Genomic DNA, 15,152 nt, shown 5'->3' with positions numbered 1-15,152 from the left:
TGAGAATCAACCTCGGTTGAAGGCCACCTAAGTAGGGTTATGGCATCACGAAATCGATTGAAACAGAGAGATATACGCACACGACAACCCTCGGTACAAGGGTCCCTCGGACGCGAAACTTGACGACGCCGTGCAGCTATAGCCAAGGAAGGCGCTATCGTGGCGTCAATTAACCCCAGACCAGCTATCTAATATTTACGTAGGCAACAATTGAGGTAGCAACCGCCTGGAGTACAGCGAGTTACGCTCTACCCGTGGCGGCCGACCAGAGTGACGGTGCGCCGGCCGGCACGCGGCCGCCGCACCGGCGCTCGTCGTGCCTGCCCGCCATCGCCACGGAGCTCGACCCCCACGGCAGGGCTCAGCACCACGCTCGGAGCACGTCGCGGAACCTGCGCGTCCTGACGGTCACGACGCGCATCGGCGCGGCCGTGAGTCTGTTCTTCGGACTCCAGCAATTCTTCGTCGTGGGAAGCGCGCTGTGGATCGGAGTCGTCAACCTCGCGAGCGGGTTGATATTCCTCTCGATCCCCAAGCTGTATCGCTTCGGCGATGTCGTCGCACCCGTGGTGTTCCTGCTCATCGCGTACTCCGTCATCACGATCGTGAGCATCTACACCGGCAGCGGTATCGGGCTGCACTTCTATTTCGTGGTCGCCGCCGCGCTCGTCGTGCTGCTGCTCGGCATCGAGCACATGGTGATCGCCTCGGCGATCGCGGTCCTCGGTGCGGTCACCGTCGTCGCGTTGGAACTCTTCGTCCCCCACAGCACCGGCGTGCAGCCGGAGTGGGCCAACAAACTCGGCTTCGTCATCAACACCGTGTCGGCCTGGGTGCTCATCATCGCCACCGTCTGGTTCACCCTGCGCGAGACGGCCCGCGCCGAACGCGCCATGGAAGCCGAATACCAACGTTCGGAATCGCTGCTCGCGAACATCCTGCCCGCGTCGATCGCCGCACGGCTCAAGGATCCTGCCCGCAACATCATCGCCGATGGGTACGACGACGCGTCAATCCTGTTCGCGGACATCGCCGGATACACCAAGCGTGCGAGCGACACGACGCCAGCAGACCTGGTTCGCTTCCTCGACGCGCTCTACACCGACCTCGACGCCCTGGTCGACCGCCACGGCCTCGAGAAGGTCAAGACCAGCGGTGACTCCTACATGGTCGTCAGTGGCGTACCGGAGGAACGACCCGATCACCTCGAGGCGCTGGCCTGCCTGGCCCTCGACATGGCCACCGCGGTCGCTGGGCTCACCGACCCGCAGGGCCGCGAAGTGCCGCTGCGCATCGGCGTGGCGTCCGGACCCGTCGTGGCCGGCGTGGTCGGCGCCAGCAAGTTCTTCTACGACGTATGGGGAGACGCCGTCAACGTCGCATCCCGCATGGAGAGCACCGACGTGGAGGGACGCATCCAGGTACCTCAGGACGTGTACGAGCGACTGCGGGATCAGTTCGTGTTCGAGGAGCGCGGTGACGTCGACGTGAAGGGCAAGGGCGTCATGCACACCTGGTATCTGACCGGCAAGCGCCCGTGACTAGCTCACGCCTTTCTGGTCGGCATGCTCCTTCTCGTCCTGTTGGGCAAGCAGCCGGGCGTATCCGGCGCCCATGCCGAGCAGCGCCAGGCCCACGACGATGAACACGATCACGCGGAAGATGCCGTCGAGCGTGCCGAGGTCGAAGAGGAACAGCTTGGCCATCGACGCCGCCACCAGTGCCATGCCCGCGCCGATCGGTAGCGACCGCTGCGCCCGCGGCACCTTCGCGGCGTAACGGAATACGACGGCCGCCAACGCAATCCAGCAGATCGTCGCTGCCATGTGCCCTGAGAAGAACCCGGACTCCGGCCCGCCGAACAGCACGCCGGCGGTGACCGTGAACATCGTGATGGCGTACATGGCCACCACTGCCGCGACGGCCCACATCACGCCCGCGACGTCGCGATCCGAATCGGCGCGGCTGACCCACGACCACGTGATCGCCGCGGCGCCTGCCACTACCAGCAGGCTCGAGATCAACGTCGCCACGGCAGTGGACGTACTCACCTCCGTCGCGACCGCGAGATTGCTCGGCGGAGCGGAGGCGAGGTAGTAGATGCCTCCGACGACCCCGAAGCCAACGGCCGACCACCTGGCTACCGCACTGCTCCGGCCCGCGACGGCGACCACGACCGCCGTCGCCAGGAGCAACGGCCCCGCCACGGGCGCGTCGAAGGCGACCGTGATGGCGATAAGGGCCGACACCGCCGATGTCGCCCCCCAGATCGCACCGACGCCTGGGGAGTTCTTGGTGAACCGACCGCCTGCCAGCGCGAGCCCGAGCAGGATGGCGGCGAGCACCGCTGCCATGACCGCCGCAGGCACCCGGTGGACCGCCAGCGAGGCCGCCAACACAGGAAGCGTCCCGGCCGCCGAGAAGAGCGCCGTCGCAACGGGATGGCTGCTACTCGGCAGCACGACCAGTGCACTCAGGAGGGCGAGGAGCGCGGCGATGGCGCACGCCGCGGCCAGCCAAACCACTTGTCTCGACGTTGGATTCACCGCAACCAGGGCAATGAGCAGCGGCAGCGTGCCGACCGCCATGCGGGCACCGTGCATGCCGAGCCAATCCTTGCCCAGTTGCACGGGCAGAGTCGCCGCGGACAACGCCAGCATGAAGCCGACGAGCAACAGCGTGATACCCCCGACCACGATGGGCCCGAGCACCAGCAGCGGGATGAGCACCAGCAGCGCGAGCTGTTCGGAGTTCCACAGCCGTGCCAACGTCAGCCCACCGCCTGCCACCACGGCCGCGAGCGCAAGGCCCACCGCTCCGGGCACCCAGTCGTAGATGGTGGTGACCGCGATGACGTCGATGTAGGCGGCGGCAATACCGGTGGCGGACAACGCGATCGCCCCGACCCGGCCACCGGGCCTGCGGTGCAACCAGAACGCGACGCCGACCAGCCCGCCGGCCAAGAGCGCACCGCCGCCGACCCGGATCTCCGGGCGGAGAATTCCTGCTTGGGCCGCCAGCACGACCAGCAGCACCACCCCGACGAGCGTGACCGCAACCCCTGCGACGGCGAGCGCCTTGCCGATCCAGCCGTCCGCACGCGGCGGAACCGACGCGACCGCAGGCATGGGAGGCATCGGCGGACCCACCGGTGCCATCACCGACGGGGCGGTGGGTTGATGGGCCTCGGCGGGTGGCGCGACCGGCTGTTGCGGCGGTGTCGGCTGCGCCCAGTAGGGCGCGGCCTGCGGGTAGTTCGTCGGCACGGGTGGCGCCGAAGCCATCTGCGGCGGCACCGCGCCGGCGAGCTGGCGCTGCGCCACGACGTGGTCCAGTTCGCGAAGATCTGCGGTCACCCGCCCGAGATAGCTCCACATCACTGCGACGTCAGAGTTGATGCGGGCGAGCAGGGCCTGATCCGGTTGGGTCATCGTGCCATCGTGTCAGCAAACTCGTTCCAGCGGATGAGTATTTGTACGCGTTGCGTCTAGTCGTCGAGGCCGTGCTCGATCGCGTACCGTGCCAACTCGACTCGGTTGGCGACCTGCAGCTTGCGAAACGTCGCCTGCACGTGGTTCTCCACGGTGCGGTGACTCAGAACCAACTTCTCGGCGATCTGCTTGGCGGTCAGGCCCTTGGCCACGTAGCGCAGGATCTCGGTCTCGCGTTCGGACAGGCTCGGTGTGGTCGAACCCTTCGTCGGCGTCTTCGCCATGCGCCGGTACTCCCCCAGCACCAAACCGGCGAGTCCAGGCGTGAAGACGGCGCGGCCGTCCCCAGTGGCCCGGACCGCTTCGGCCAGTTCGGACTTCGAAGCGCTCTTGACGAGATAGCCCGTGGCTCCGGCCTTTACGGCCTGCAGCACGTCGTCGCGTTCGGCAGAAGCCGAGAGCACCAGGATGCGCGACGACGGCGACACCTCCAGCACGGCCGCGGTGGCCTGGGTACCGGTGCCGTCCGTGAGTCGCATGTCCATGACGACGACGTCGGGCTTGACCACTGCCGCTCGCCGCCGCGCCGACTCGACGCCGTCGGCGGTCGCCACCACGTCGAAACCGTCCTCGGCGAGGTCGCGCGCCACGGCGTCCCGCCAGATCGGGTGATCGTCGACGACCATCACCCTGAACCCGTCGTCAGCTGCCACGTGCGCTCCCCCGCGGAACGGTGAGTTCCCACTCGGTACCGGTGCCCGGCCCTGTGCTGAGCTCGGCTGTGCCGCCGAGCCACGTCATTCTGCCCACGATCGACTTCGAAATGCCGACGCGGCCCTCGTCGACGGCTTGCTCCAGCCGACCGGTCGGAATGCCGACCCCGTCGTCGCGAATGCTGACCACGACCGACTCGCCGAGGTCCTCGAGCAGCACGAAGGCGCGCGCCTCGGCACCCGCGTGGGCGGCCACGTTGTTCAGCGCGTTGGACACGGCCGCGTCGAGCTCGGCGGCGACCGTTGAATCGATCATCACCGGCGTCGCGGGCAGGCTGGTGGACACCCGGTCGGACTCGCGGCTGCGGAGCAACGGGACCAGGTCGACGTCCGCGCCAACCGGCACGGGCGCGGACCCCGCGCTGACCAAGCGCCGCAGCGCCCGCTCCTGCTCGCCCGCGAGTTCCGCCAATTCCGCAGTGGCGCCCCCGATTTCACGGCCACGACGCGATACCAGAGCGAGCACCTGAATGGCGCCGTCATGCACTTCCCGCGACAGCCGTTCGCGCTCCTCGAGCGCGGCGGCCAACCGCGTGGCCCGCTCGAGTTCGGCATGGGCGCGCCGCGCCGTCAACGCCGCCATGCCCACGGCGAGCCCGACGGCGAGTTCGATGACGATGGTGGCGTGGCGGCCGAGGTTCACGCTGATGGAGTCCTTCAGCGCGGCACTCGCTGCAATGACGATCAGGCCGGCCACCATGCCGAGGATCGGACCGAATTGTATTGCCGCCGAGATCGTCACATTGGTGGCCCACAGCGTCGTCGCCCACGGTTGGTTGTCCTGCATCCACTGATCGGACGCCACCAATGCGGTGGACAGGACGAAGGCCACCATGACGACGAGTTCGGCGAGCACCCACGCAGTACGCCGCCCGAACCCCTTGAGATAGGCGATCGCGCAGACGACGTTCCACGCCACCAGAACCCCGAACAGCACCCAGGTGGTGACCGGTCGATCGAGGTCGGCGTTGACGGCGATCAAAAAGCCCAGCGCGTAGATCACGCTGAGCAGGCGGAAGCCCTGTGCCGCCCGCCACAGCGGAGTGGCGGGATCCGGTGCGAGGGAACGCATCTGAGCTACAGCACCTTGGACAGAAAGGCCTTCGTACGTTCGTGTTGCGGATTGGCCAACACCTCGCGGGGATTGCCGCTTTCGACGACGACGCCACCGTCCATGAACACCAGCTGGTTGGCCACCTCACGCGCGAAACCCATTTCGTGCGTGACCACCACCATCGTCATGCCTTCGGACGCAAGCTTCTTCATCACCGCGAGGACTTCGCCAACCAATTCGGGGTCCAGCGCCGAGGTCGGCTCATCGAACAGCATCAGCTTGGGATCCATCGCCAGAGCCCGCGCGATGGCCACCCGCTGCTGCTGGCCGCCGGACAACTGGGCGGGGTACGCCGTCGCCTTCTCCGAAAGCCCCACCTGCTCAAGCAGATCCTTCGCGCGCGCGACCGCTACGGCCTTCTTGACGCGTTTCACCTGCATCGGCGCCTCCGCGACGTTCTCCAACGCCGTGCGATGCGGGAAGAGGTTGAAGTGCTGAAAGACCATCCCGATCTCACGCCGCTGTTTGGCGGCGTCGCGTGGTGACATCTCGTGTAGCTTGGCGCCCCGATCCCGATAGCCGATCAGGTCGCCGTCGACGTAGAGCCGACCGGCGTTGACCTGCTCCAGGTGGTTGATGCAGCGCAGAAACGTCGACTTGCCCGAGCCCGACGGCCCGACCATACAAAGCACCTCGCCCTTACCGACCTCCAGGGTGATGCCCTTCAGGACGTGGAGCGCACCGAAGCTCTTGCACACCTGCTCCGCCTTGACCATGGGCGTCATGCGGCCCCCGTCCCCATCTGCGCCTTGGCCAACGCCTCGAGCTGCTTGCCGGTCAGCTTGCGCGAGGCGCCGCGTGAGTAGTACCTCTCCAGGTAGAACTGGCCGACCATGAGGATGCTGGTAACCACGAGGTACCAGGTCGCCGCCACCATCAGCAGTGGGACGGGTTCGTAGATGCGCGCCGCGATCTCCCGGGAAGTGATGCCGTACAGATCCAATGCGAAGGGCACACCAGTGACCAGCGAAGTGGTCTTCAGCATGCTGATGACCTCGTTGCCGGTTGGCGGAATGATCACCCGCATCGCCTGGGGCAGCACCGTGCGGCGCATCGCCAGGCCCCACCCCATCCCCAACGCGGTCGACGCCTCCAACTGCCCTTCGGGCACCGAACTGATGCCCGCGCGAATGATCTCCGCCATGTAGGCAGACTCGTTGAGCGCCAACCCGATGGTTGCCAGCAGGAACGGGATGGACAGGCTCTGCAGGCTGAACTGAACGAATGTCGGCCCGAAGAACGGAACCCCGAGTTGGATGTTCTGGTAGATGGTCGGGATCAGTCCCCAGAACACCAACTGCACGTAGACCGGGGTGCCGCGGAAGATCCAGAGGAACACCCAGGAGACCGACTTGAACACTGGATTGGGCGATAGGCGCATCACCGCGAGGATCACGCCGAGCACCACCGCCAGCACCATCGCGTAGACGGTGAGTTGCAGGGTATTGAACAAACCGACCGTCAGCACCCGGGTGTTGAACAGATACTCCCGGTAGACCGACCACCGGAAGGCATCGTTGGTCGCGGCGCCGTAGAGGAATAGCCCGACGAGCACGATGATGACGATCGCCGTCACCCACCGCCACGGGTGCCGCAGCGGCACTGCGTCGATGGCGGGTGGCGACGAAACGTCAGTTGTCATCGAGCGATTAGCTGATCGCGCCGTTGATGACCGGCTTGTCGATCATGCCGCTCTCGACACCCCAGTTCGATGCGATGGACTTGTAGTCGCCCGTCTCGATGAGATGCTCGAGCGCCGCCTGTAGCGACTGTGCCAGCGCTGAATCCTTCTTTACCGGCCAACCATAGGGTGCCGAGTCGAACACACCGCCCGCTGCTTCGAGCTTGCCGCCGGTCTCCTTGATCGCGTAGAGCGTGACCGGCGAGTCGGCCGACATGGCATCGGTCTGGCCGAGCACGACGGCGTTGGTGGCGGCGTCCTGCCCGTCGAACGGGACGATCTCGATGGCGGGCTTGCCCGCGTCCGTGCAGGCCTTGCTCTTGGCGGGCAGTTCGTCGGTTTCCTGCGTCGTGGTCGCCTGCACCGCGACCTTCTTGCCGCAGGCGTTGTTCGGGTCGATCCCGGCACCGGTCTTCTGCGCCCAGCTGGTGCCGGCGGAGAAGTAGGTGACGAAGTCCACCGACGCCTCGCGTTCCTTGGTGTCGGTGAAGGACGACATGCCGACGTTGAACGTACCGCCCTGGATCGACGGGATGATCTTGGCGAAGTCGGCCTCGCGGTACTCGGGCGTCAGCCCGAGTGTGGCGGCGATGGCGTTCATCAGATCGACGTCGAAGCCGACGATCTTGCCGCTCTCGTCCTTGAACTCGTTGGGCTTGTAGGGGATGTTCACCCCGACGATCAGCTTTCCGGAGGACTTGATCTCCTCGGGAACGGTGTTGGCGATCTCGTCGACCTTTTTAGCGTTCGCGGCGGTCGTGCTCTTCTCCGGTCCGGGACTTTCGGTGCTCGTTCCGCACCCAGCCAAAGTCAGTGCGCCGGTCGCGGCGAATACCACCGCGAAGCGCCACATCTTCCCACCTGACACGAGTTGCCTCATCTTTCTGCATCGGGCCGTGCAATCACCCCCAAGCCGAGGAGGTTAACGACCGTGGACCCAGCACGCACTGCCGGTAACGGAACAGTAGTCAAGCTTTAACGCTGTGGCAGGGGAACGAAACGCCTGGACACACAAAAGCGTTGTGGCGGGTGTTATTCGGCAGCGTGCAACCACAGAAGACGGAGGAAACCGTGACCACCACATCAACCAACCCGTACCCCGACGTGGTGCCGCCCGACCAGCGGCTCGCGTTGGCACTCCAAGACGTGTCTGCCGCGCGTACCGCGATGCTGGAAGTCAGGCAGCTTCTGAGTTCCAGCAGGGCCGGGCGGTGACGCGGTGACCCACTCCGATCCCTTGGATAGCCTGCTGCTGCCCGATGCCCGGAAGGAGCTGGCCGCGGCGCTGGGACAGATCAGGTTTTCGGACCTAACGCTTCGCGAGGTCCACGGAATGCTTGCGCTCATCGAGCCAGTTGTTGAACGACTGGCTGCGGATGACGGCTCGCAGGACCGGCCTGCACCAGTCCTCGAGCTCGTGCGTCCGCGTGGTGGACGGAACCGACCGCGGTAGTCCTGCGTCCTAACTAGAGTTCGGCCCGTCACCACTCTCCGGTGACGGGCCGAACGCCTGTCGGTGGCCACCAATACAGTCGCCGGCCATGAGCAACGCAGCGCACTGGGCAGTCTCAGCAGGCAACAAGTTCCGTGAGGTCGCACGGACGACCGAGAACCCGAACACAAAGCTGTTGGCTGAAGGACTCGCGCATCTCTCCGAGGCGATCAGAGCGTTGGATGAGAAGCCACGCCCGTAGAGGTCGGCCGGGGACACCCCCGTCGTCAGCGGGCCGGAGAAGCTGGAGACATCCCCGGACCACCGACGCGAGGGGAACGGGCGTGTCAGAGCCACGTCCGGGCTACCTGCGCGACAGCGTGCCACCCATCACCGACAAATGCGGGGGTGGGCCCGCCACGCAACCAGGCGCCACCCACCCCCTCGCCACGGTGGGCTTTGGTCTGCGTGCACAAAATGGGGTAGAAAAGTTGGCCTGGCGGCGAGGGGGGTAGGTCGCCATCGCGACGAGACGCCAACGACTCCTGACACCTGTCTTAACTAGTTTCCCTCCCCCGAAACGTGGTGCACGGATAAACCTATCGGCGCACTTCAAGGCTTCTTTTATCCGTTGCAAGCCGTCGCCACGGCTGGCGGGGCGTGGGGGAAAAACATCGGGGAGAGACCTGACGGGAGCACTGGGGTCAGCGCTCCGGTTTTGGTTCGCGCGGGCCACCCCACCCCCCACCTCGCACTGATAGCGCTACGAGAACCGCAGCGGTATAGAAAAGGCGACTGAGCCGGGGTCGCTGCTTAGGCGACGAATCCCCGCGGGGCCCCTCCCCCCCAGGCCGTTCATCTGGGCACCCGCCCAATCCTTCGAGAATCCAGACACAAGGTGCTGTGCTCGGCTACGGTCTGCTCGCTTCTTGAGTCTTTGCGCGCCAGGGACTAGCTGCAGAACCGAGTCGAGGGGGGTCCAGATTGGGTTTCAAGGACGATTGCATATCGGCGGTGAACAACATCCTCACGACGCCGTTCGACACTCGCACAGGTCGGGAGGTGCCAACCTCGGTCACGGTGAAGCAGAACGACGGCGGCGTGTATCTCTCCGACGCCGCGTATCTGTACGTCGACATGGCCGACTCCACTGGGATGGCAACCTACTTCACCCCACAGGAAGCAGCGCGGATCATACGTGCGTTCCTTGCGGCCGTGTGCATGGTCATCCGCGACCGCGGCGGCGCAATTCGCAGCTTCGACGGCGATCGAGTCATGGCGATCTTCCTAGGCGATGATTCCGCCGACCAGGCAGTGGATGTCGCGTTTCGAGTGACGTGGGCCGTTCGGGATGTTGTTCACGACCGCCTGATTCTTGAGCATGAGACGTACTCCGACAATTGGGTCAACGGAGTATGGGAACTACGGCATAGAACGGGCATCGACGTAGGCGAAGCTTTCGTCGTTCGCGCCGGGGTGCGCGTCGACAACGACCTCGTTTCTATCGGCGATCCCCCGAACATCGCGGCCAAATTGAGCGATTTCAAGAAGAAGGGGGCGACCACCGTAATCACCGAACGGGTATGGGACAAACTCGGTTTCGACAGTTGCTATACGGAAGACCCCCCAAAATCAAAGTGGTCAGAATCGTTCTTCGCAGACATCGGCGGCGTCACCGAAGAGATCCGAACCTCTACTTGGAAGCGGCCCTACTGATGAGCGATGACAAAGTCGACAACGCATGGAAGATTCATGCCGCGCTCGTCGACTGGACCGGCAAAGTCGACACGAAAGCAAGCTTCGCCCTCACGATCGAATCAGTGGTTCTCGCAGGCGTAGTTACTCTTTCGGCAAACGGCCGAGTGTTCGACAACCTGAACGGTTGGTTCGCCATCGTTCTGTACATCCTTGGCGTAACGATGCTCATAGCCAGTGCACTGTTCGCCGCGTGGGTCGTCCGTCCCCGCCTACGGTCACCAAACCTGAAGTCGGAGTCAGCGGACGCATTCGTCTACTTCGGACACCTTCGCCTCCTCGACAAGGTGGCGGTACAGAACCATCTTGAGAACACCCCAGTGCTTCCCGTCTTGGCGAAGCAGCTAGTAGATATGAGCAAGATCTGCTGGGACAAGCACCGCTACGTACAGTGGTCGATGACCGCGGCCGTGATCGGCGTTGCGCTGCTCGGTTTGTGCGCGGGCACTACGACCGCTTCAGCACCTTAAGCCGTCGTCGGGATCGACAGCAGCCGGAATGCCTGCGGTACAACCACATTGGATCCTGTGCGGAACCACAACAGCGCGCCCCGCTGACCGGTCGGCCGACGATTGGCCCCCACGAGGTGCGGCACTAGCTCAAGGGTCGAGCCAATTCTGTCCACAATCACGAACTGCTCGAACGCCCCGTACAGCAGCAGGTAGTTGGTCGCGGTCGCGGCCGCGTCGAACGTGCCATCCATGTTGCTGTTCTCGTGCATGGTGCGACCGAGCAGCATCGGCGGATTGTCTTGCAGCCCAGGGAACTTCAGCGCGCCGTTGGTTGTCTCCATCTGGCGCAGCGTGTTGATGATCGACAGATTCGCATTCCACGATGCCCGCGGCTGGAACCGTGGCGGAAGGGCGTTCTGCACGGCGTAGATGTCCCCCGCCGCGACCACCTCGGGCGTGGCAGGCGTGATCAGCGGCACCGTGCCCGCCGACGCGACCAGCGACGTGATGATGCCCGTAGGCTGACCCGAACCCGAGCCCGTCGTGTAGGCGGTGGCATTGAGTTGTTCTGCACCGTCGACCAGCAGCCCGCCGAGCTCCTGCATGAAGTTCACTGCGTCGCCCTGGATTTCGAAGCTGAACGGCACGAACGCATCGCCCTTGTGCACGGGGATCGACGGGCTGCCCAGCGTCGGGCTGGCGTCGGCGACCTCGGCGGCCTCAGCGGTCCACTCGGCGGTCACACCGGCCGACGTCACGCCTTGCCAGGTGTCGGTGACGGTCTGCACCACGCGACTGATCTGGCGTAGCGGGTTGATGCTGCCGTTGCTCGTGAGCAACACGGCGGGGTCCAAGGTCAACGGCACCATGTAGCCGCCCGCGTTGTCGGTCAACGACATAGCGCGCTGCTCGGACTGCACTGCGGCCACGGCGCGGTAGGCGTCGCCCTCCTCGGTCGTCCACGTCAGATGTCCCTGCGTCGGGTTGGCGACCAGCTTCGCGAACGCACGCTCATAGTGCTCGGACCCCGCAGCGACAGCCCACCGTTGCGTCCAGGTCTGCGAATGCGTCGGACCGGACTTCATCAGTCCCTCGACGAGCTCGGCGCCGCGGGCTTCGAGCTTGCCCGCCGTCGTGGCGCGTTCGAGGGTGCGCATGGCGTCGTCGCGGTGCCGATCCGCCGGAGGGCGGTCCTCGTCGGAGCGCTCGCCGTTCGGGCTGCCCGCCTCAATCATCATTCCGCTGCCCGGCTGGCCGGCGGACCGCACCAGGGCCAGCGCGGCAGCGCGCCGGTCCTGCGCCGTGCGGATCTCCGTCTGGTGGGATTCGATCTGCCCGGTGAGCAGATCGAACCGTGCGGCGTCGTCACCAGTGATGTCAGCGGCGTCGCCTGCGCGATCGATGATGGCGCGGGCCTCGGCCTTGTATTCGCCGACCTCCCGCTCGAGGGTGTCCAGATCTACCTTGTTCATGGGAATGCCTTTCAGAGTTCGAGTTCGAGTAGCTTGAGCCGGCGCTCGGCGACAGCCTTGGAGATGGCAAGCGATTGCGACCTGACACCCGCGATCGCCGCCCCCACGTAGGCCGGGTTGTTCACTGCGGACACTTCCCGCAAGCCGGATTCCAAGTGGATCCGCAGGCCGTTGTCCCACCGTTCCTTGATGACCGTAAAGCCGATCGAGAAGCTGTCGACGATGCCCTCGCGGACCAGGGTCAACAAGTCGTTGCCTACCGTGGTGTCGGAGACCGCGAACGCAGCGTGAAGGCCGTCGCGTTCCTCGTGGAGCTCTGCGGCCCTACCCACTGGCAGCTTGCGGAGATCGTGGCCCACCATGAGCTTGACCTTGTGACCGCGCTCCTTGATGGACCGCGCGAAGCTGCCATAGATGAACTTCTCGGGGAATTCGATGAGCTGACCGGTGACGTCGTCGCGTTCAACGATCGTAGTGACCTGCTCATAAGGCACGGCGATACCGTGAATCGTGCGACCCTCGACGGCGCCGAGCGCCGCTGAGCGGTACAGGATTTGGCTCAAGGCATCACCACATGGTCAGACGGGAACGGTCTGCATGGTGACCCGAGTGTCCGGGTTGGCCTCCCCTGAGGCGTCCGGCGTGGTCGGTGATACCGAGCTTCATCGAGTGTAGCGCAGACCCCTGTTGCCAAAACAGCAATCGCCCTTGCCAACTTTTCAGCCCCCCCTAGGCGAAACTTGAGCACGAAAGAGAAAGCGCACCGCAGCGCGGGGCATCGTCGCAGGACGGAGCGCCGCGAACCCACCCCCCTGGGGGTCACTGGTCACGCTCGATGGGTCCGCCGTGCAGCGTCTCGTCAGGATGGTTGGCCGCGAGCGCCAGATCCTCGCGGGTGATGTGAACCAACGTCTTGCCGTCTGCGTCGAGGTAGGCGTTGCGGTCGTCTCCGTGCACGACGATGGTCATCGCGTCGAGCTCGTCGGCCACTGTCTCGCGGTCCTTGCCGGTCTGTTCGACGACGGTCGCGATGGCGAGTTGGCACATGAGGGTGCGTTCCTGGTCGGTCAGCGGTCGGTTGATCTCAGTCATGGGTGAGGCCTTCGAGAGTGTCGGGTAGGTCGATGTGTTCGAGCCGTATCGGCGTGTCCGATAGCAGGGTGTCGCGGCGCACCAGGAGCAGGGACTTTCCGCCCCAGTCGAATCGGATGACGTCGTCGTCTTCGCCGGGGTGCATCCTCACGCCGGGGGCGTTGTTCGCTCGGCACCATTCCGTGCGTTCGTCGCGGTCGGCTGGGTCGAGGCTGGCGACGGCTGCGGACAGCAGTCCCCCGATGCGGGCGAACAGGTGGGCATCATCGGATGCGCTGGCGTCAGTCATCGTCGGCACCGCCGCGGATCTCGGCGACCCGGCCGCGCCACGCCTTCGCCCGCGCTTCGGCCAGCCTCACACGTTCGTCGTAGTTCGAGCCGGTGTGTTCGATCTCGTCGAGTAGCTGAGGCACGATGAGGCTGGCGATCGTCGACAAGGCCGCCGACATGAGGACCATCGACACGCCGGTGTCCCCGTTGGCCGCGGAGAACAGGCGGTTTATGACGGCGTCGATCTGGTCGAAGTCGTCGCCGCAGTCCAACAGATCGAATGCCAGTCGCGCGCCCCATAATTCACGCGCGGTGATGTTCGGCAGAGACAGTGCAGCGGTGCCGACGATGGAGGTAATCGACTTCACCTGCCCGTCGAGCGGCTCTTCGAGCAATGCCCAGCCGCGAGCCTCTTCCGCGTCAGAACGCGCTTTGGCGAGACGCGCCGGCTGTTCGTCTCGCGAGCGTTCCATCTCCGTGATCCGTCTGCGCAGGATGTCCGACGCTGTCTCGACGGCACGATCCATGTCTTCTAGCGTCATGTCTTCGGTCGGGCTGATGGGGTTGGTGGTCATGCGGGTTCTCCTTGCTCGGTTGTTTGGGTTTCGCGCCAGGCGCGTAATGCGTTGGAGGTGCGTTGCTTTCGCCAGCCCAGGCGAAGGCGAGCGTCTTCGACTGTGTCGGGTGGCGGGTTGAGGGCTGCAATGGCTGCGATGTCCTCGGGTGGTGCCGTCTCGTCGTCGTTGCGTTCACCGTCAGTCGGTGCCGAGATGACCCATTGCAGAACACCTTCGGTGAACGCCAGGAGTTTGAAAACTCCCGCGACGGGTTCGCGGTCCCCGACGGGACAGTGCTCCCGTACGCCGCCGTGCCGATCCTTGTTCACGACGAGCAAGGCCTCACCCCCGTGACCGGGGGTGAACGATTTCTTCACCTTCACCCGTAGCGACACACCGCCGATCGCGCGGCGCTTGGCTGCGGTCCCGCCGGGGCCTTGGGCGCGTGAGTCTGCACCCTTGGCCAGGTGATCGACGGCCAGGACCGCGGCGCCGGCCTTCGCCAACGGTTTGAGCACACTGGTGTGCACGGCGGTGAACTCGTCGGCGTTGTTGGAGTTGAAGCCGTGCAGCGGCAACAGTTCTCCAACGGAGTCCACGATGGCGACCGCGGGACGCCATGCCTTGCAGTCCTCGACCACCTGGCGGAGCTCGAGGCGGTCCTCGGGCTCGCAGTACCGGAACAGGTCCGGATCACGAAGGACATCGACCGGTGCGCCGAGGGCGATCAGCCTATGCACCGTTGCGACGGCGCCGTTGTGGTCCAAGTCGATGATGACGACCCGCCGTTTCGCGAGCAGTGCCTCAACGGCACAGGCTAGGCACACCCACGTTTTGCCCGACTCGGGATCGCCGAACAGCAAATTCACTTGGCCCGCATAGAACAGGCAGTGGCCGTCGGTGCGTTTCCCAAGGATCGGTTTCGGCGGTTCCGGGAGGGTTCCGTCGAGCAGGGCGGAAATATCCACGTAGATGGGCTTTTCCGGGTCGGTTCCCGGTTCCCGCATAGAGGGTAGGGAACCGGGAACTGCGTTGTCATCCTGACTACTCAGGTCGGTTCCTGGTTCCTCACCCCCATGTGCGGGAACCGGGAACCGTTCGGCACGCTTGGCGACCACATCGG

At 65.1% G+C, this 15,152-nt stretch carries 16 protein-coding genes; 4 read left to right on the top strand and 12 right to left on the bottom strand.

Annotated features, from left to right (window positions below):
* The first annotated feature begins 254 nt into the window (after nt 1–254).
* Nucleotides 255–1,541, top strand: coding sequence for an adenylate/guanylate cyclase domain-containing protein (locus tag SLQ33_RS13105; protein ID WP_413467639.1), 1,287 nt, complete (start codon nt 255–257; stop codon nt 1,539–1,541).
* Here SLQ33_RS13105 and SLQ33_RS13100 read toward each other — a convergent pair whose 3' ends face one another.
* From SLQ33_RS13100 to SLQ33_RS13075, 6 genes are read right to left on the bottom strand one after another with little or no spacing between them, the layout of a single operon-like run.
* The gene (locus SLQ33_RS13100; protein ID WP_319454262.1) at nt 1,542–3,431 is read right to left on the bottom strand and encodes a DUF2339 domain-containing protein; all 1,890 of its coding nucleotides are present in this window, start codon (nt 3,429–3,431) and stop codon (nt 1,542–1,544) included.
* 56 nt (nt 3,432–3,487) lie between these two features.
* The gene (locus tag SLQ33_RS13095; RefSeq protein WP_319454371.1) at nt 3,488–4,117 is read right to left on the bottom strand and encodes a response regulator transcription factor; all 630 of its coding nucleotides are present in this window, start codon (nt 4,115–4,117) and stop codon (nt 3,488–3,490) included.
* A gap of 16 nt (nt 4,118–4,133) precedes the next feature.
* Nucleotides 4,134–5,276, bottom strand: coding sequence for a MacS family sensor histidine kinase (gene macS, locus SLQ33_RS13090; protein ID WP_319454261.1), 1,143 nt, complete (start codon nt 5,274–5,276; stop codon nt 4,134–4,136).
* Nucleotides 5,277–5,281: 5 nt separating this feature from the next.
* Nucleotides 5,282–6,043, bottom strand: a complete 762-nt coding sequence (locus tag SLQ33_RS13085; RefSeq protein WP_319454260.1) for an amino acid ABC transporter ATP-binding protein — start codon at nt 6,041–6,043, stop codon at nt 5,282–5,284.
* The gene (locus SLQ33_RS13080; RefSeq protein ID WP_319454259.1) at nt 6,040–6,960 is read right to left on the bottom strand and encodes an amino acid ABC transporter permease; all 921 of its coding nucleotides are present in this window, start codon (nt 6,958–6,960) and stop codon (nt 6,040–6,042) included. The genes SLQ33_RS13085 and SLQ33_RS13080 overlap by 4 nt, the downstream gene beginning before the upstream one ends.
* 7 nt (nt 6,961–6,967) lie before the next feature.
* Entirely contained in the window at nt 6,968–7,852 is an 885-nt protein-coding gene (locus SLQ33_RS13075) for an ABC transporter substrate-binding protein (protein WP_319454258.1), read from the bottom strand.
* 218 nt (nt 7,853–8,070) lie between these two features.
* On the opposite strand from SLQ33_RS13075, the gene SLQ33_RS13070 reads away from it, so the two are divergent.
* The 3 genes from SLQ33_RS13070 to SLQ33_RS13060 all read left to right on the top strand — a co-directional run bounded on the left by SLQ33_RS13070 (nt 8,071) and on the right by SLQ33_RS13060 (nt 10,656).
* On the top strand, nt 8,071–8,214 hold the full coding sequence (locus SLQ33_RS13070) for a hypothetical protein (RefSeq protein ID WP_319454257.1): 144 nt from the start codon (nt 8,071–8,073) through the stop codon (nt 8,212–8,214).
* A 1,201-nt stretch (nt 8,215–9,415) separates the two neighbouring features.
* Nucleotides 9,416–10,147, top strand: coding sequence for an adenylate/guanylate cyclase domain-containing protein (locus SLQ33_RS13065; RefSeq protein WP_319454256.1), 732 nt, complete (start codon nt 9,416–9,418; stop codon nt 10,145–10,147).
* Nucleotides 10,129–10,656, top strand: coding sequence for a Pycsar system effector family protein (locus tag SLQ33_RS13060; RefSeq protein ID WP_319454255.1), 528 nt, complete (start codon nt 10,129–10,131; stop codon nt 10,654–10,656). Before SLQ33_RS13065 ends, SLQ33_RS13060 begins: the two co-directional genes overlap by 19 nt.
* On the opposite strand, the gene SLQ33_RS13055 is transcribed toward SLQ33_RS13060, so the two are convergent.
* From SLQ33_RS13055 to SLQ33_RS13030, 6 genes are all read right to left on the bottom strand, one after another.
* A complete protein-coding gene (locus SLQ33_RS13055; protein WP_319454254.1) occupies nt 10,653–12,110 on the bottom strand; it encodes a phage major capsid protein in 1,458 nt (485 codons plus the stop codon). The genes SLQ33_RS13060 and SLQ33_RS13055 overlap by 4 nt on opposite strands.
* An 11-nt stretch (nt 12,111–12,121) precedes the next feature.
* Nucleotides 12,122–12,673 (bottom strand): HK97 family phage prohead protease, encoded by a 552-nt coding sequence (locus SLQ33_RS13050; protein ID WP_319454253.1) that lies wholly within the window; start codon nt 12,671–12,673, stop codon nt 12,122–12,124.
* 256 nt (nt 12,674–12,929) lie between these two features.
* Nucleotides 12,930–13,202, bottom strand: a complete 273-nt coding sequence (locus SLQ33_RS13045; RefSeq protein ID WP_319454252.1) for a hypothetical protein — start codon at nt 13,200–13,202, stop codon at nt 12,930–12,932.
* Nucleotides 13,195–13,491 (bottom strand): hypothetical protein, encoded by a 297-nt coding sequence (locus SLQ33_RS13040; protein WP_319454251.1) that lies wholly within the window; start codon nt 13,489–13,491, stop codon nt 13,195–13,197. Before SLQ33_RS13040 ends, SLQ33_RS13045 begins: the two co-directional genes overlap by 8 nt.
* Nucleotides 13,484–14,047, bottom strand: a complete 564-nt coding sequence (locus SLQ33_RS13035; protein WP_319454250.1) for a hypothetical protein — start codon at nt 14,045–14,047, stop codon at nt 13,484–13,486. The genes SLQ33_RS13040 and SLQ33_RS13035 overlap by 8 nt, the downstream gene beginning before the upstream one ends.
* Nucleotides 14,044–15,036, bottom strand: a complete 993-nt coding sequence (locus tag SLQ33_RS13030) for an AAA family ATPase (protein WP_319454249.1) — start codon at nt 15,034–15,036, stop codon at nt 14,044–14,046. Before SLQ33_RS13030 ends, SLQ33_RS13035 begins: the two co-directional genes overlap by 4 nt.
* Nucleotides 15,037–15,152: the final 116 nt, after the last annotated feature.

Source organism: Mycobacterium sp. RTGN6, assembly GCF_033804605.1.
GTDB lineage: Bacteria > Actinomycetota > Actinomycetes > Mycobacteriales > Mycobacteriaceae > Mycobacterium.
The sequence above is the reverse complement of the archived record's forward strand: the minus strand, read 5'-3'. Positions and strand labels throughout refer to the sequence as shown.